This window comes from Vibrio sp. 1727, from assembly GCF_033344415.1.
Taxonomy (GTDB): domain Bacteria; phylum Pseudomonadota; class Gammaproteobacteria; order Enterobacterales; family Vibrionaceae; genus Vibrio; species Vibrio alginolyticus.
Genome location: NZ_JAWPOT010000022.1, coordinates 65,478 through 81,584, shown reverse-complemented (window position 1 = coordinate 81,584; position 16,107 = coordinate 65,478). Strand labels below are relative to the sequence as shown.

Annotated in this window: 14 protein-coding genes; 7 read left to right on the top strand and 7 right to left on the bottom strand. The window is 46.6% G+C overall.

Annotation, left to right across the window (positions count from 1 at the left end; all coding sequences use genetic code 11):
* Window positions 1-43: 43 nt before the first annotated feature.
* The 3 genes from hemG to R8O10_RS19420 are packed head-to-tail and all read right to left on the bottom strand — an operon-like array spanning window position 44 to window position 2,708.
* The gene (gene hemG, locus R8O10_RS19430) at window positions 44-571 is read right to left on the bottom strand and encodes a menaquinone-dependent protoporphyrinogen IX dehydrogenase (protein WP_005378894.1); all 528 of its coding nucleotides are present in this window, start codon (window positions 569-571) and stop codon (window positions 44-46) included.
* Window positions 572-580: 9 nt separating this feature from the next.
* Complete coding sequence (locus R8O10_RS19425; protein ID WP_005378893.1) at window positions 581-2,038, bottom strand: TrkH family potassium uptake protein; 1,458 nt, start codon at window positions 2,036-2,038, stop codon at window positions 581-583.
* A 46-nt stretch (window positions 2,039-2,084) separates the two neighbouring features.
* Window positions 2,085-2,708, bottom strand: a complete 624-nt coding sequence (locus R8O10_RS19420) for a YigZ family protein (RefSeq protein ID WP_005378891.1) — start codon at window positions 2,706-2,708, stop codon at window positions 2,085-2,087.
* A 261-nt stretch (window positions 2,709-2,969) separates the two neighbouring features.
* On the opposite strand from R8O10_RS19420, the gene fadB reads away from it, so the two are divergent.
* The 3 genes from fadB to R8O10_RS19405 all read left to right on the top strand — a co-directional run bounded on the left by fadB (window position 2,970) and on the right by R8O10_RS19405 (window position 7,562).
* Window positions 2,970-5,141 (top strand): fatty acid oxidation complex subunit alpha FadB, encoded by a 2,172-nt coding sequence (gene fadB, locus R8O10_RS19415; protein ID WP_054579435.1) that lies wholly within the window; start codon window positions 2,970-2,972, stop codon window positions 5,139-5,141.
* Window positions 5,142-5,155: 14 nt separating this feature from the next.
* On the top strand, window positions 5,156-6,331 hold the full coding sequence (fadA, locus tag R8O10_RS19410) for an acetyl-CoA C-acyltransferase FadA (protein ID WP_169643941.1): 1,176 nt from the start codon (window positions 5,156-5,158) through the stop codon (window positions 6,329-6,331).
* A 250-nt stretch (window positions 6,332-6,581) separates the two neighbouring features.
* Window positions 6,582-7,562, top strand: coding sequence for an MDR family oxidoreductase (locus tag R8O10_RS19405; protein ID WP_005378882.1), 981 nt, complete (start codon window positions 6,582-6,584; stop codon window positions 7,560-7,562).
* 52 nt (window positions 7,563-7,614) lie between these two features.
* Here the strand turns inward: R8O10_RS19405 and R8O10_RS19400 are convergent, their stop codons facing one another.
* Window positions 7,615-8,559, bottom strand: coding sequence for a LysR family transcriptional regulator (locus tag R8O10_RS19400; RefSeq protein ID WP_005378881.1), 945 nt, complete (start codon window positions 8,557-8,559; stop codon window positions 7,615-7,617).
* A gap of 167 nt (window positions 8,560-8,726) precedes the next feature.
* Window positions 8,727-8,909 (bottom strand): hypothetical protein, encoded by a 183-nt coding sequence (locus R8O10_RS19395; RefSeq protein ID WP_318191658.1) that lies wholly within the window; start codon window positions 8,907-8,909, stop codon window positions 8,727-8,729.
* 133 nt (window positions 8,910-9,042) lie between these two features.
* Here R8O10_RS19395 and tusA point away from each other — a divergent pair, with 133 nt between their 5' ends.
* Complete coding sequence (gene tusA, locus R8O10_RS19390; RefSeq protein ID WP_005378879.1) at window positions 9,043-9,291, top strand: sulfurtransferase TusA; 249 nt, start codon at window positions 9,043-9,045, stop codon at window positions 9,289-9,291.
* 44 nt (window positions 9,292-9,335) lie between these two features.
* Here the strand turns inward: tusA and R8O10_RS19385 are convergent, their stop codons facing one another.
* Window positions 9,336-9,596, bottom strand: a complete 261-nt coding sequence (locus R8O10_RS19385) for a hypothetical protein (RefSeq protein WP_005378878.1) — start codon at window positions 9,594-9,596, stop codon at window positions 9,336-9,338.
* Window positions 9,597-9,756: 160 nt separating this feature from the next.
* Window positions 9,757-10,311 carry a TMEM165/GDT1 family protein gene (locus R8O10_RS19380; protein WP_005378877.1) on the bottom strand — a complete coding sequence of 185 codons (555 nt, stop codon included), beginning with the start codon at window positions 10,309-10,311 and terminating at the stop codon, window positions 9,757-9,759.
* 484 nt (window positions 10,312-10,795) lie between these two features.
* On the opposite strand from R8O10_RS19380, the gene glyQ reads away from it, so the two are divergent.
* The 3 genes from glyQ (at window position 10,796) to R8O10_RS19365 (ending at window position 16,095) form a co-directional block, all read left to right on the top strand.
* Window positions 10,796-11,713: a glycine--tRNA ligase subunit alpha gene (glyQ, locus tag R8O10_RS19375; RefSeq protein WP_005383818.1), complete on the top strand. Its 918-nt coding sequence runs from the start codon at window positions 10,796-10,798 to the stop codon at window positions 11,711-11,713.
* Window positions 11,714-11,726: 13 nt separating this feature from the next.
* On the top strand, window positions 11,727-13,793 hold the full coding sequence (gene glyS, locus R8O10_RS19370) for a glycine--tRNA ligase subunit beta (RefSeq protein ID WP_005378875.1): 2,067 nt from the start codon (window positions 11,727-11,729) through the stop codon (window positions 13,791-13,793).
* Between the two features lie 217 nt (window positions 13,794-14,010).
* On the top strand, window positions 14,011-16,095 hold the full coding sequence (locus R8O10_RS19365; RefSeq protein WP_318146246.1) for an alpha-amylase: 2,085 nt from the start codon (window positions 14,011-14,013) through the stop codon (window positions 16,093-16,095).
* Window positions 16,096-16,107: the final 12 nt, after the last annotated feature.

Here is a 16,107-nt window from a genome sequence, read left to right as displayed (position 1 = left end):
CGGATAAATTTGCATCAAAAGCGGTCAAAAGAGCACGTTATTTCTACAGTTCTCTAAATTTATCTGCGAAAAGAGCCACTTTTTCCCAATTGGTGTACTCCACCTCTTTGGTCGTATCGGTTTCGCCACCCGTCATCGACATAATGAACCTAATCATAGTTCTGTCGAACCAGCTATAACGTGGGTAATAAAGTGCACCAGCAAAAACACCGATTAGCGTTGGTTTCCAAGGCGACTTAATTAGGAACTTGCGAATGTAGGCACTACCTTCAGGTGTATCCTTTCCTTGGTCCTCTTTACGAGCGGTTAGGTTTACGCAGAAAAATGCCACTTTATTTTGCTCCAATTGATTGAGGTTTCGCTCAATAAACTGGTATAGCTTTTTATTAAGATGGCCATAGCGAATAGAGGCGCCTATCAATACTCTGTCGTATTGGCTGAAGTCAATCGTCTCGACATTATGTAAATCCACCAGCTCACAATCGAAGTCTGGAAGTTGTTCATCTATATAGTGGAGAATTTTTTTAGTCTGCCCTTCGCGGGAAGAGTATAGAAATAATGCTTTTGCCACGATTTCCCCTTAGCTACGCCAAAACGTCGGCGTAAGTAGAATAAGTAAGGTAAAGATTTCCAAACGACCAAACAGCATAGAAACTATCAATACCCATTTTGCTTTGTCGTTAACATCACCAAAGTGCAGCGCTACTTCTCCTAAGCCAGGACCGAGGTTGTTCAGAGTCGCAGCCACCGCCGAGAACGCACTGAGCTCATCCATTCCTGTTGCAATCAACCCCAACATACAAACCACAAATACCAATGCGTATGCGGAGAAGAAACCCCAAACTGCATCGACAACACGTTGCGGTAGGGCACTGCCACCCACTTTGATGGTGTAAACCGCACGAGGGTGCACCAAACGTTTTAGTTCACGCGCACCTTGTAAGGTAAGAAGCAGGATACGGATCACTTTCATGCCGCCGCCTGTTGAACCAGCACAACCACCTATAAAGGAAGAGAACAATAACAGCACAGGTAAGAAGAGCGGCCAATCCGCAAAACCTGTTGTCGTAAAGCCCGCTGTTGTGGATATTGATACAGTTTGGAACAGAGCCTGATCGAAAGCATCGTATGTCGATGTGTAAGAGTGATGTTTCAGTAATAATAGAAAGCAAATGATAAATAGCAGCACTTGAATAAACAAGAAGGCGCGAAACTCAGGATCTTTCCAGTAATACTTGGGATGTACGCCACCTGATGCAAATGCAGCAAAGTGCAGTGTGTAATTACATGCAGATATAAGCAGAAAAACCACCGTAATCAGGTTAATCGCGTAACTATCAAAGTATCCGATGCTGGCATCGTGGGTAGAGAAGCCACCAATGGCAATGGTGGAAAAGCTGTGACTGATGGCATCAAATGGCGTCATACCAGCTAACCAAAAAGCCGAAGCACAGGCGATAGTCAGGCTCAAATAGATGTACCAAAGCGCCTTAGCAGTTTCTGCTATGCGCGGCGTCACTTTAGTATCCTTGACTGGACCTGGGATCTCGGCGCGGTAAAGCTGCATACCACCGATGCCAAGTACTGGCAAAATCGCCACCGCTAATACGATGATTCCCATACCGCCGAACCACTGCAGTAACTGTCGATAGAATAGAATCGCTTTAGGTAACTCATCCAAACCAACAATAACGGTCGCCCCGGTCGTCGTGAGAGCAGAAAACGATTCAAAAAACGCATCTGTCACTGAGACGTTCGGATTGTCAGCAATGAGAAAGGGGATCGAGCCTGCACTGCCAAGTACTGTCCAGAATAAGACGACAATAAGAAAGCCATCTCGAGCTTTAAGCTCGTGCTTATACCTGCGGTTTGGGTACCAACAAACGGCCCCACAAAACAGCAGAACAAAAAATGTCGTGACAAAAGGCACACCAGCACCATCTCGATAGATCAGCGCAACGAGTGCTGGCGCAAGCATAGTGACACTAAAGAGTGCGAGCAGTAGCCCGACGATTCGAATAATTGAACGAAATTGCATGGATAAATTGACTAGCGAAGCTGTCCCTGTTGCTTCCTGTTTTTCATTATTGTCCGTCTAGCGGAGTGACAATTGCCTTTGCCCCGCTTTTATTGATGATTGCTTGGGTAAACGCGCTCACTTCTCGAAGCTCAATTTCCACCACTAATACGACCTGATCGCTGTATTCAGCCTCGACTTCTATCGCACCAAATTGCGGCATGATTGATTGTGCGATAGGCATAAACCCATAGTCTAACGTTAGTCTGAGCTTTGTGGTTATTTTTTTCTCAATAGTTTGAAGCAGCTTGAGCGCTTGTTGAACCCCACCCCCATACGCTTTAACCAAGCCGCCTGTACCTAACTTGATTCCACCAGAGTATCGCGTGACCACAGCCGTGATCTCCCCCACCCCAGATCCAGACAGCTGCGCCAGGATTGGTTTGCCTGCCGTCCCTGAAGGTTCTCCATCATCACTAAAGCCCCACTTCATCGAATCTTCTGGTCGACCAGCAACAAAGCCCCAACAGTTATGTCTAGCATCAGCGTGTTTAGCTTTGATTTGATCAACAAATGCTTTTGCAGCTTCGATACTTGGCGTGTGTGCCAAATAAGTAATGAAGACGCTCTTTTTAATTTCTTCTTCAAATTGAGCGGGCTCTGCTGGAATCAGATAAGGCTTGTCATTCATAGGATTATGGATTCATGTCTATTTGCCTGAAGTCTATCACGAGTGTGATTTACCCGTCGCATAAGATCTGCCACAGCGCAAAATGTTAAACACTTGTTTAAAAAATGTATTGAAATTAAACAATCCACGATCCAAACTAACCTTACTGGTCAAACCAGAACAAAAATAAAACGACTTCCTCGATACCTATTTGCCGAGGTACACGGCGTCGTTGAAATAGGTATACAGACAATCCACGATTGTATGTCATGGAGATAGACAATGATTTACCAAGCCGAAACCCTACAGGTAAAGGAAATACAAGATGGTATTGCAGAGCTAAGCTTCTGCTCTCCAAAATCCGTCAACAAACTCGACCTAGCGACATTAGAATCGCTAGATAAAGCTCTTGATGCGCTCATTGCCCATCAAGGCCTCAAGGGGTTGTTGCTCACTTCAGATAAAGACGCATTCATTGTAGGCGCAGACATTACCGAGTTTTTAGGTCTGTTTGCTAAAACGGATGCCGAGCTCGACCAATGGCTGCAATTTGCTAATAGCATCTTTAACAAATTAGAAGACTTACCCGTTCCGACCATCTCAGTGATCAAAGGCCACGCTCTTGGTGGCGGTTGTGAATGTGTGCTAGCAACAGACATGCGTATTGGTGACAAAACCACCAGCATCGGCCTACCAGAAACGAAACTGGGAATCATGCCGGGCTTTGGTGGTTGTGTACGCTTACCTCGCGTTATTGGCGCAGACAGCGCAATGGAAATCATAACCCAAGGTAAAGCATGCCGAGCTGATGAAGCATTGAAAATTGGCTTACTCGATGCTGTTGTAGAGACTGATGCTTTATACGAATCAGCACTACAAACTCTTAACTCTGCAATTAATGAGAAACTTGACTGGCAAGCACGCCGAGCACAGAAAACATCGCCTCTAACGCTGAGTAAGCTTGAATCAATGATGAGCTTCACCATGGCGAAGGGTCTGGTGGCACAAAAAGCAGGTCCTCACTACCCTGCCCCAATGACAGCCGTTATCACGATTGAAGAAGGTGCTCGCTTTGCACGTAATGAAGCGTTAGACATTGAACGTAAGCACTTCGTGAAATTGGCTAAATCGGAAGAAGCAAAATCACTCGTTGGCCTATTCCTTAATGATCAATACATCAAAGGCATTGCGAAAAAAGCAGCGAAGTCAGCAAGTAAAGACACGCAACGTGCAGCCGTATTAGGTGCAGGTATCATGGGTGGCGGCATTGCTTACCAATCAGCGCTAAAAGGTGTGCCAGTCTTAATGAAAGACATCGCGCAAGCGTCGCTCGACCTAGGCATGACTGAAGCATCTAAGCTGCTGAATAAACGCTTATCTCGCGGTCGCATTGATGGCTTTAAGATGGCGGGTATTTTAGCGTCAATCACACCGAGCTTACATTACGCAGGTATTGAAAACTCTGATGTGATTGTTGAAGCTGTCGTTGAAAACCCGAAAGTAAAAGCAGCAGTTTTGAGTGAAGTTGAGTCCCATGTCGGTGACGACACCGTTATCACCTCAAACACCTCGACGATTCCTATCAACCTATTGGCAAAATCACTAAAACGCCCAGAAAACTTCTGTGGTATGCACTTCTTCAACCCAGTGCATCGTATGCCTCTTGTTGAGATCATCCGTGGTGAGCACACCTCTGATGAAACCATCAATCGTGTTGTGGCGTATGCTGCGAAAATGGGCAAATCACCAATTGTCGTTAATGACTGCCCAGGGTTCTTCGTTAACCGCGTATTGTTCCCATACTTTGGCGGCTTCAGCATGCTACTTCGTGATGGTGCTGACTTTACGAAAATCGACAAAGTCATGGAGCGTAAGTTTGGCTGGCCGATGGGACCGGCGTACTTGCTTGACGTAGTCGGCATTGATACCGCGCACCACGCACAAGCTGTGATGGCTGACGGTTTCCCTGAGCGTATGGGTAAACAAGGTCGTGATGCGATTGATGCACTGTTCGAAGCAGACAAATATGGTCAGAAAAATGGTAATGGCTTCTACAGCTACACCATAGATAAAAAAGGTAAGCCGAAGAAAACCTTCTCCGAAGCGATCTTACCGGTACTTGCTGACGTTTGTGCCGATAAGCAGGACTTTGACGATCAGACCATCATTCAACGTATGATGATTCCAATGATCAACGAAGTGGTGCTGTGCCTACAAGAAGGCATCATTGCCACTCCACAAGAAGCGGATATGGCACTGGTTTATGGTCTTGGTTTCCCTCCATTCCGCGGTGGCGTATTCCGCTATCTAGACAGCGTGGGTATTGCTGAATACGTTGAAATGGCAAAACAACACGCCGAGCTAGGTGCGATGTACCAAGTACCGCAAATGCTGATTGATATGGCGGCGAAAGGTGAAAGCTTTTACGGTGCACAACAGCAAGGTTCTATCTAAGGAGGGATTCTAAAATGACTAATCAAACAAGAAATGTTGTCGTAGTCGATTGTCTACGTACTCCAATGGGTCGCTCTAAAGGTGGTGCTTTCCGTCATACACGAGCAGAAGATCTATCTGCGCGCCTAATGAAAGGCATTCTTGCGCGTAACCCACAAGTGAACCCAAGCGAGATTGAAGACATCTACTGGGGCTGTGTACAGCAAACACTAGAGCAAGGCTTTAACGTTGCACGTAATGCGGCGCTGCTTGCTGGTCTGCCGATTGAAATTGGCGCCGTGACGGTGAACCGCTTGTGTGGCTCATCAATGCAAGCGCTTCACGATGGTACACGTGCCATCATGACTGGCGATGCTGAAATCTGCCTAATTGGTGGTGTTGAGCACATGGGGCATGTGCCAATGAACCACGGTGTAGACTTTCACCCAGGTATGTCAAAGAACGTAGCAAAAGCTGCGGGCATGATGGGCTTAACGGCTGAAATGCTGGGTAAATTACATGGCATTAGCCGTGAGCAACAAGACGAGTTTGCCGCTCGCTCTCACGCTCGTGCGCACGCAGCAACCGTAGAGGGTCGTTTTAAAAACGAAATTCTACCAATTGAAGGCCACGCAGCAGACGGCACACTGTTCACTCTGGATTATGACGAAGTGATTCGCCCTGAAACATCCGTTGAAGGTCTATCTCAACTTCGCCCAGTGTTCGACCCTGCAAACGGTACAGTAACAGCCGGTACATCATCGGCTCTGTCCGATGGTGCATCAGCGATGTTGATCATGAGCGAAGAGAAAGCCAATGAGCTTGGCTTGAATATTCGTGCACGTATTAAAGGCATGGCCATTGCGGGCTGCGATCCTTCTATTATGGGTTACGGTCCTGTACCTGCGACGAAAAAAGCGCTCAAGCGTGCCGGTCTTTCAATTGAAGACATGGATGTGGTTGAGCTAAACGAAGCATTTGCCGCGCAGTCTCTGCCGTGTGCTAAAGACTTAGGCCTGCTTGATGTTATGGATGAGAAGGTCAACCTTAACGGTGGTGCGATAGCATTGGGTCATCCACTAGGCTGTTCTGGTTCACGTATCTCAACAACGTTGATCAACCTAATGGAAGCGAAAGACGCGAAATACGGTCTGGCCACCATGTGTATCGGTTTGGGTCAGGGCATTGCGACAGTATTTGAACGACCATAACAGTTCAAGACGTTGTTGTAGTGATCGAGCCAACAATCATAAGCAAATGAACTAGTACTAAAATTTTTAGTATTACACTTAAGGGCGACAATTGATGTCGCCCTTTGTTTTACATCAAACATGCATGAAGAGCATACATTAAATGCTCAAGTTTCATTTTATTCATAGACAAAGAAGACATACACTTAGACCAGTTAATATTTTGCTGCATGTGACCCAGAGTCATGCTACCGCACAATCGGAGAACCTTATGTTTAATGCTCTAGTTCTAAATCAAGAAGACAAACGTACTATCGCTAACATCGAGCAAATCGATGAAACACAACTGCCTGAAGGCGACGTTTTGATTGACGTTGATTACTCATCGTTAAACTACAAAGACGGTCTTGCGATCACAGGTAAAGGTAAAATCATCCGTAACTTCCCGATGGTGCCAGGTATTGACCTAGCAGGTACGGTAGTAAGCTCAGAAGACGACCGCTACCAAGCTGGTGACAAAGTTGTCCTTACTGGCTGGGGCGTGGGTGAAAACCACTGGGGTGGTATGTCTCAGCGTGCTCGTCTAAAAGCGGATTGGCTAGTACCACTACCAAAAGGTCTAGACAGCAAGAAAGCAATGATGGTTGGTACTGCTGGCTTCACTGGTATGCTGTGTGTTCAAGCACTGCTTGATGCAGGCATCAAACCTGAAAATGGCGAAATCCTAGTAACTGGCGCAAGTGGCGGTGTAGGCTCAGTCGCAGTAACGCTTCTAGCACAGCTTGGCTACAAAGTTGCTGCAGTGACAGGTCGTGTAGAGAAAAACGGCCCGCTACTTGAAAAACTAGGTGCTAGCCGCATCATCGACCGTACTGAATTTGAAGAACCAGCACGTCCGCTTGAAAAACAAGTATGGGCAGGTGCGGTTGATACTGTAGGAAGCAAAGTACTAGCAAAAGTATTGGCGCAAATGGATTACAACAGTGCAGTTGCAGCTTGTGGTCTTGCTGGTGGTTTTGATCTACCAACCACAGTGATGCCGTTCATCCTACGTAATGTTCGCCTACAAGGTGTGGACTCAGTAATGTGCCCAACAGAGAAACGTATCGCTGCATGGGAAAAGCTGGTCGAGCTACTACCAGACAGCTACTTCGAGCAAGCGTGTACTGAAGTTGCTCTTGCTGAAGCACCGAAATATGCAGAAGACATCACCAACGGTCAAGTAACGGGTCGTGTGGTTATCAAGCTATAAACACTGACTCAGTGTAAATAGACGAAGAGCCGGCATTGCTGGCTCTTTTTTGTTAGCAGTTCAGTCCCATATCTTCGATACGTTTAGCTATCAGACGGCTACACTCTTCACGCACAATCGTTCTTAACCATTCTTGAGCGGGAGAATGTTCGCAACGCGCATGCCAAATCATCGAGTATTCAAACGGCGTGAATTGGAATGGTAATGGTTTCACCACCAAGTCATAACGCTCGGCAACCAGATACGCCAAATCCGCTGGTACTGTGATGATAATTGGCAAGGTATCCATGATCGCCAATGCGGCTTCTAAATGATAAGCCCGCAGAACCATTTTACGCTTAGGTTTCTCCATCAAAGCTTGTTCGATCAGTGCCTTAACACCATCACTGATGGCGATCATGGCATGTGGATGACTCAGATAATCATCCAAGCTCATTTCTTTATCCGCTAATGGATGCTGTTTTGAAAGCATACACAGCACCCCCACTCGCCCCAACACTTCACTGCGTAGAGGCTCTACCGGGCCTGTCGGGCGACAAATCGCTAAGTCTGCACCTTCATAAGTGAGCTGATCTGATAAACGGTCGTGTTGCAGTGGTAAGAAGTTGAAAGACACGTTTGGCGCTTCTTGGTAAATTCTCGGCAAAGCGAACGGTAAGATTGTTTGCATGGCATAGTCGGTGGTCACGATGTTGAAAGTCTGCACGCATTGCAATGGGTCAAACTCAACCGGAGATAACAACTGACGTAAAGACTCTAATGGCTCGCCCAATGAGCGATCGATCTCTAACGCTTTCTGAGTTGGGATCAAATGCTGTCCCTGACGAGTAAACAGCGGATCTCCCAATAAGTCACGCAGACGACCAAGCACACGACTCATTGCCGATTGACTCAAGTTCAGACGTGTTGCCGCCTTACTGACACTGTTTTCTTCTATCAGTACTCGCAACGCAACCAGTAAATTTAAATCTCGGCGATAGATATCTTCCAGTTCCACGAATTAGCCACTTATTTTGTATGTGTTTGGGTAAATTGTACTCTTTAGGCAAAAAAAATCCCGCCTTTCAGCGGGGAAGCCCAAGAAAAATGGGGATAGTGTCGGAATGAAGTGTCGGTAAAAATAGGTGAGCGTTATTAAAAGCATTCTGATCCAAGCAAGAAGCGCTAATTTTCTTGCTCAGATGCGCCAGACCATCTGCGCATCTCGATCCAAATCCCAATAATAGTGGCAACCATGCCTACGAGAGGCGTCAAAGAGGCGTCAGCTGGCGTCCTGAGTACCAATGCACAAAACGAGATAAAACACAGCACTGAGTAAATCGTAAGTCTGTCTAACGCTGTTAACATTGCCTCTCCCTTGCCAGTTGTTACCAAATTGTTAATTTAAGGTAAAACAAAAAATTCGGTTTGCCAAGTGGTTATTGAATATTTTTTCAACGAAAGTAAAATTCAACGTTCAGTTAGTTACGAGAATCACACTATGAGCTTTAATCCTGAACTGGCAAACAAGACATTAGAGGCGGAAGGACTGCGCTGCCCAGAGCCAGTGATGATGGTCAGGAAGACAATTCGCAACATGCAAGATGGTGAGATTTTGCTGGTCAAAGCAGACGATCCATCCACGACTCGAGACATTCCGAGTTTCTGCCGCTTTATGGACCACCAATTAGTTGCGGCACAAACGGAGCAAGTTCCGTATCAGTACCTGATCAAGAAAGGATTGGAATAATCTGGTCGAACTAAAAACGGCAGCCTATATTGGCTGCCGTTTGTTTATTCGTCGTATTCGAGTGTGCGAACTTCTGATTGGAGCTTGTTAAGTTGTTTCTTCATTGCCCGCATCTCTTCATGCATAGGAATGATGTGAGCGACACGAATCCACGCTTCTACTGTCAATCCAGTAAGAACGAACGATCCTGCTACAATCGGTAACCACATATCAGTTAGCACCATCGCTAGTAAACACAGCGCTAAACCAAAAGTGAATAAATAACTCTGACTCTTCGGGGACATCCCCATGTAACGTGTAAGCATAAACTTGCCCTCTCGCTATCATTCACACCATTAAACTACCATGACAAGTATGACACTTATATGTCATCCGTCACGCAACGGAACGATTTAGAGTCAGAGTTTGAACTCGCGCAGCACGCCACTAATGATTGATAACTCACATCATTTCACGTGCAAAAAATCAGAACAGTGCAGCCCCTATTGCCAGAGCAATAAACAAAAATGCGGTAATTTTACGGATCAGCCCTAAAGGCATCTTGTCGGCCGACAATTTACCAATCAGGACCACAGGTACATTCGCAAGCAGCATACCGATTGTGGTACCGATAATCACCAAACTTAACGCATCCGCGTATTGCGCCCCTAAGATGGAAGTGGCGATCTGAGTTTTATCGCCTATCTCCGCAACGAAGAACGCGATAAAGCTGGCAATAAATGGGCCTCGATTAGAAATCTGCTCGTCATCATCCAGTTTGTCCGGGATCAGAACCCAAGCCGCCATCGCGACAAAACTGACCACCAGCACCCACTTTAAAATCTCAGGTGATAGATAGTCTGCGACAACCACACCTAACCATGCAGCCAAAGCGTGGTTGGCAATAGTTGCCAAAAAGATTGCTGCAATAATTGGGATTGGTTTTCGGTAACGACTTGCGAGTAATAGAGATAGCAATTGGGTCTTATCGCCAATTTCTGCTAACGCTACAGTAGTAATTGAAATAGCTAAAACGCTCACGACATGCTCATTGGGGCAGGGATTATTATTTTTAACCGAAGACAAACCTCACGCCCCTACCCCGGTTCGTGATGATTTGTCTAAGGTCTTGCTAAACTTGAAAGGCTTCAAGTCTCGAACGCCATGGTGATTTTGCACCAATTATGTTGACGGACGAACCAGATGAAACAGAAACTTCATCAGGTAAGCTACTCCCCAAAGACAGGCGCAATTCTAGCCACCTTTGTTGCGCTTCTCAAGAGCCAAAGCAGGCAAAAACTCCCTTTTAGGAAAAATACAGCAGATAACGCGGTAAAAATTCATTAAAGGAGAAAATCGCCCACGAATTAATCAAGATTAGCTCTACTCCCATGCTCAATATCTGGTTATACTAGATTGTTAATTTATTCAACCGTAATTACTCTTTATCGCCGTTGTTAGAGTTGAAAAACTCGGCATAGATGACGAATTAACGAGTAACAAGAGAATCGCGCGAACCTGACTTATGCAAAAATACGATATCAAAACCTTCCAGGGAATGATCCTCGCGCTGCAGGATTATTGGGCTCAAAATGGTTGTACCATTGTTCAACCGCTAGATATGGAAGTGGGTGCGGGTACCTCTCACCCAATGACCTGTCTACGAGCGCTTGGCCCAGAGCCAATGTCGACAGCTTACGTACAACCTTCACGTCGTCCTACTGATGGCCGTTACGGTGAAAACCCTAACCGTCTTCAGCACTACTACCAATTCCAAGTAGCGCTAAAACCATCGCCTGACAATATTCAAGAGTTGTACCTTGGCTCCCTTGAAGTTCTTGGTATTGACCCTCTTGTACACGACATCCGTTTCGTAGAAGACAACTGGGAAAACCCAACACTAGGCGCATGGGGTCTGGGCTGGGAAGTTTGGCTAAACGGCATGGAAGTGACCCAGTTTACTTACTTCCAGCAAGTTGGTGGTCTTGAGTGTAAACCAGTAACTGGTGAAATCACTTACGGTATCGAACGTCTAGCAATGTACATCCAAGAAGTAGACTCTGTTTACGACCTCGTTTGGAACATCGCACCAGATGGCAGCAAAGTGACTTACGGTGATATCTTCCACCAAAATGAAGTAGAGCAATCGACTTACAACTTCGAGCACGCAGACGTTGAATTCCTATTTGGTTTCTTCGAACAGTGCGAGAAAGAGTGTAAAGAGCTGCTTGAGCTTGAAAAGCCACTGCCACTACCGGCTTACGAGCGCATTCTAAAAGCCGGTCACGCATTCAACCTACTAGACGCACGTAAAGCGATCTCAGTAACTGAACGCCAACGTTACATCCTACGCATCCGCAACCTGACGAAAGCAGTTGCAGAAGCATACTACGCATCGCGTGAAGCTCTTGGTTTCCCAATGTGTAAGAAAGAACAAGCGTAAGGGGTAGAGTAACATGGCAAAAGAATTTCTAATCGAGCTAGGTACAGAAGAGCTACCACCAACGCAACTTCGCACTCTAGCTGAAGCATTCGCAGCAAACTTCGAAGCAGAACTAAAAGGCGCTGAGCTTGCTCACGAAGGCGTGAAATGGTTCGCGGCACCTCGTCGTCTTGCACTTAAAGTCGCAGCACTAGCAGACAGCCAGTCTGACAAAGTTGTTGAAAAACGTGGTCCTGCGGTTTCTGCAGCGTTTGACGCGGAAGGCAACCCAACAAAAGCGGCTCAAGGCTGGGCACGCGGTTGTGGCATCACGGTTGACCAAGCAGAGCGCATGGTTACAGACAAAGGTGAATGGCTACTGTTCAAACAAGAAGTGAAAGGTCAGCCAACGTCTGAGATCGTAGTTGAACTTGCAGCGAAAGCACTAGCAAACCTACCTATCGCAAAACCAATGCGCTGGGGTAACAAAACGACTCAATTTATCCGTCCAGTTAAGACGCTAACCATGCTAATGGGCAGCGATCTAATCGAAGGCGAGATTCTTGGTGTCGCTTCAGACCGCACTATCCGTGGTCACCGCTTCATGGGTGAGCAAGAGTTCACTATCGATTCTGCTGAACAATACCCTGCGATCCTAGAAGAGCGCGGTAAAGTAATGGCAGATTACGAAGCGCGTAAAGCAATCATCCTAGCTGACGCACAAAAAGCGGCAGCAGCGGTTGGCGGTATCGCTGACCTAGAAGATGACCTAGTAGAAGAAGTAACGTCTCTGGTTGAATGGCCAGTGGTACTAACAGCGAAGTTTGAAGAAGAGTTCCTAAAAGTGCCTTCTGAAGCGTTGGTTTACACCATGAAAGGTGACCAAAAGTACTTCCCTGTTTACGACGAAAACAAGAAGCTACTACCTAACTTCATCTTCGTATCGAACATCGAATCAAAAGAGCCTCGTTACGTAATCGAAGGTAACGAGAAAGTGGTTCGTCCTCGTCTTGCTGACGCAGAGTTCTTCTTCAACACAGACCGTAAGCGTCCACTTATCGACCGTCTGCCTGAACTAGAGCAAGCGATCTTCCAAAAGCAACTGGGTACGATCAAAGACAAAACAGACCGCATCACAGAGCTTGCTGGCTACATTGCTGAGCAAATCGGTGCTGACGTTGAGAAATCAAAGCGTGCTGGTCTACTAGCAAAATGTGACCTAATGACCTCAATGGTATTCGAATTCACGGATACTCAAGGTGTTATGGGTATGCACTATGCTCGCCACGACGGTGAAGCAGAAGAAGTTGCAGTAGCACTGAACGAGCAATACATGCCTCGTTTCGCAGGTGATGAACTGCCATCAAACGGTGTTTCAACTGCAGTTGCAATGGCAGACAAGCTAGACACTATCGTAGGTATCTTCGGTATTGGTCAAGCACCTAAAGGCAGCGACCCATTCGCACTACGCCGCGCATCTCTAGGTGTACTACGTATCATCGTTGAATACGGCTACAACCTAGATCTTGTTGACCTAGTAGCGAAAGCGAAGTCACTGTTTGGCGACCGCCTAACCAACGACAACGTTGAACAAGACGTTATCGAGTTCATGCTTGGTCGTTTCCGTGCTTGGTACCAAGACGAAGGCTTCAGCGTAGACATCATTCAAGCGGTTCTAGCTCGTCGTCCGACGAAACCAGCAGACTTCGACCAACGAGTTAAAGCGGTTTCTCACTTCCGTGAACTAGAAGCAGCAGAGTCTCTAGCCGCAGCGAACAAACGTGTAGGTAACATCCTAGCGAAATTCGACGGCGAACTAGCAGCAGACATCGACCTAGCACTTCTACAAGAAGACGCAGAGAAAGCACTAGCAGAAAGCGTTGAAGTAATGACAGAAGCGCTAGAGCCAGCATTTGCTACAGGTAACTACCAAGAAGCCCTAAGCAAGCTAGCAGACCTACGTGAACCAGTTGACGCGTTCTTTGATAACGTAATGGTAATGGCAGACGACGAAGCACTTAAGAAGAACCGTCTGACACTACTGAACAACCTGCGTAACCTGTTCCTTCAGATCGCAGACATTTCTTTGCTTCAAAAGTAATTCATTACTCTTCGAAGTGATTAAGAAATAAGTAAAAGGGAAGCAGATGCTTCCCTTTTTTGTTGCCTTCAAACCGATGAAGGTGACGCTTATTATTCATTTTGTGAACAAGACTAAAATTTGTAGGGTGAGACGCGTTTAACTTGTTGGTGTAGAGCTCGGATTGTAGAGGCACAGTTTTGCTATAACTGGACTGTTTATTCGGGGGAAGGACACAATGAAAAAAACAATTCTCGCACTCTCTATCGGTCTGCTGAGCGCCTGCAGCCAGATTCCAGAAAATGCCATCGTATTAAGCGTCGGTGATGACACCGCTGTTTTTGAAGAAAACTCACAAGGCTTACTTGTCGCCGAGCAAAAACTCGAAAAAGGCAGTTACACCTTTACCATTGCTGACAGCAAGCAAAGCTGTGGCAGTAGCTTTGCCCTAGCAGAAGAAAATCGCATCAAGTTCAATCGTCCATTAAAAATGGATAACTGCGCCACTGATGCACAAATGCCGCTGCGCATCTTCAAAGCCAATACCTATCAATTTACGCTCAATCCAACCACCAATGAGCTAACTGTAAAAATCAAACCAAAACAGAGTCAGGACATCACCTACTCTTGCCCTGTCGCAACTGACACGCCAAAAACCATCAATGTTGCTCAAACCTTTAATGATGGCACTGTCGTTCGTGATGCCTTAACCGAACAAGAAGCCACAGTCGCCAATGGCAGCGTCACCATGCAGCCGGGTCCTATGAGTCAAGGTCTGTTGTTACTAGAAGAGGTTGAACAGCAAGCCGATAAACCGTTCAGCTGGGATAACGCGACGGTGTACTTCGTCATGACTGACCGCTTCTACAATGGCAACCCAGACAACGACAACAGCTACGGTCGCAGCAAAGATGGAAAATACGAGATTGGCACCTTCCACGGTGGTGACTTAGCGGGTCTGACGAAAAAACTCGATTACATCGAATCACTTGGTGTCAATGCTATCTGGATAACTTCACCACTGGAACAAATCCACGGCTGGGTTGGCGGCGGCGATAAAGGCGATTTTAAACACTACGGCTACCACGGCTACTATCACCAAGATTGGACCAAGCTTGATGCCAACATGGGTACCGAAGATGAACTCAGAACCTTCGTCGATACTGCCCATAAGAAAGGTATCCGCGTGATTTGGGATGTGGTCATGAACCACACAGGTTATGCGACATTAGCAGACATGCAGGAATTCGGATTTGGTCAGCTTTACCTTGATGACCAAGAAGCCAAAGAAGTCCTTGGTGAAAAATGGACCGACTGGCAGCCAAAATCAGGACAAAGCTGGCACAGCTTTAACGACTACATCAAATACGGTGATAGCGAAGCGTGGGATAAATGGTGGGGCAAAGATTGGATCCGCACTGACATTGGTGACTACGATGCTCCGGGCTACAACGACATCACCATGTCTTTGAACTACCTACCGGATCTCAAAACCGAATCGACTCAGAAAACCGGACTACCAAACTTCTTCCGCAATAAAGACACCAATGCGCAAGATGAGCTACAAACCCCACGTGAACACCTGATTACCTGGTTATCCGATTGGGTACGTGACTACGGCATTGATGGCTTCCGCGTTGACACAGCCAAACACGTTGAAATGGAAGCGTGGGCAGAGCTGAAAGCCAGCACCACTCAAGCGCTAGCTCAATGGAAGCAAAACAACCCGGACAAAGCCTTGGATGATCTACCTTTCTGGATGACGGGTGAAGTATGGGCACACAGCGTAGTGAAGAGCCCGTATTTCGATAACGGCTTCGATTCCATCATTAACTTCGAGTTCCAATCTGATGTGGCACCAAAAGCACTGAAGTGTTTCGCTCAACTTGATAATGATTACCGCCGCTATGCAGAGCGCATCAATAACGATCCTGAGTTCAACGTGTTGAGCTACTTGTCTTCACACGATACACAGCTGTTTTGGTCAGCGCGCAGCCGCAGCTTTGATGACCAAGCACGTGCCGCGAATGCACTGATGCTGGCTCCGGGTGCAGTACAGATCTATTACGGTGATGAGATAGCTCGTGATTTTGGCATTACTGGTTCAGATGCTCACCAAGGCACACGCTCAGATATGCCATGGGATAAGATTCATGGCGAACGTGAAGATCTACTGCAACACTGGCAAAAGTTGGGTGAATTCCGTAAACGCCACCCAGCAGTTGCTCAAGGTAAGCACATCACTCGCAACCAAGAAGGTTACTACGCGTTCGAACGCCAATACCAAGACGATAAGGTGCTGATTGTTTACACCGGTGAGTAAATCACACTCTCT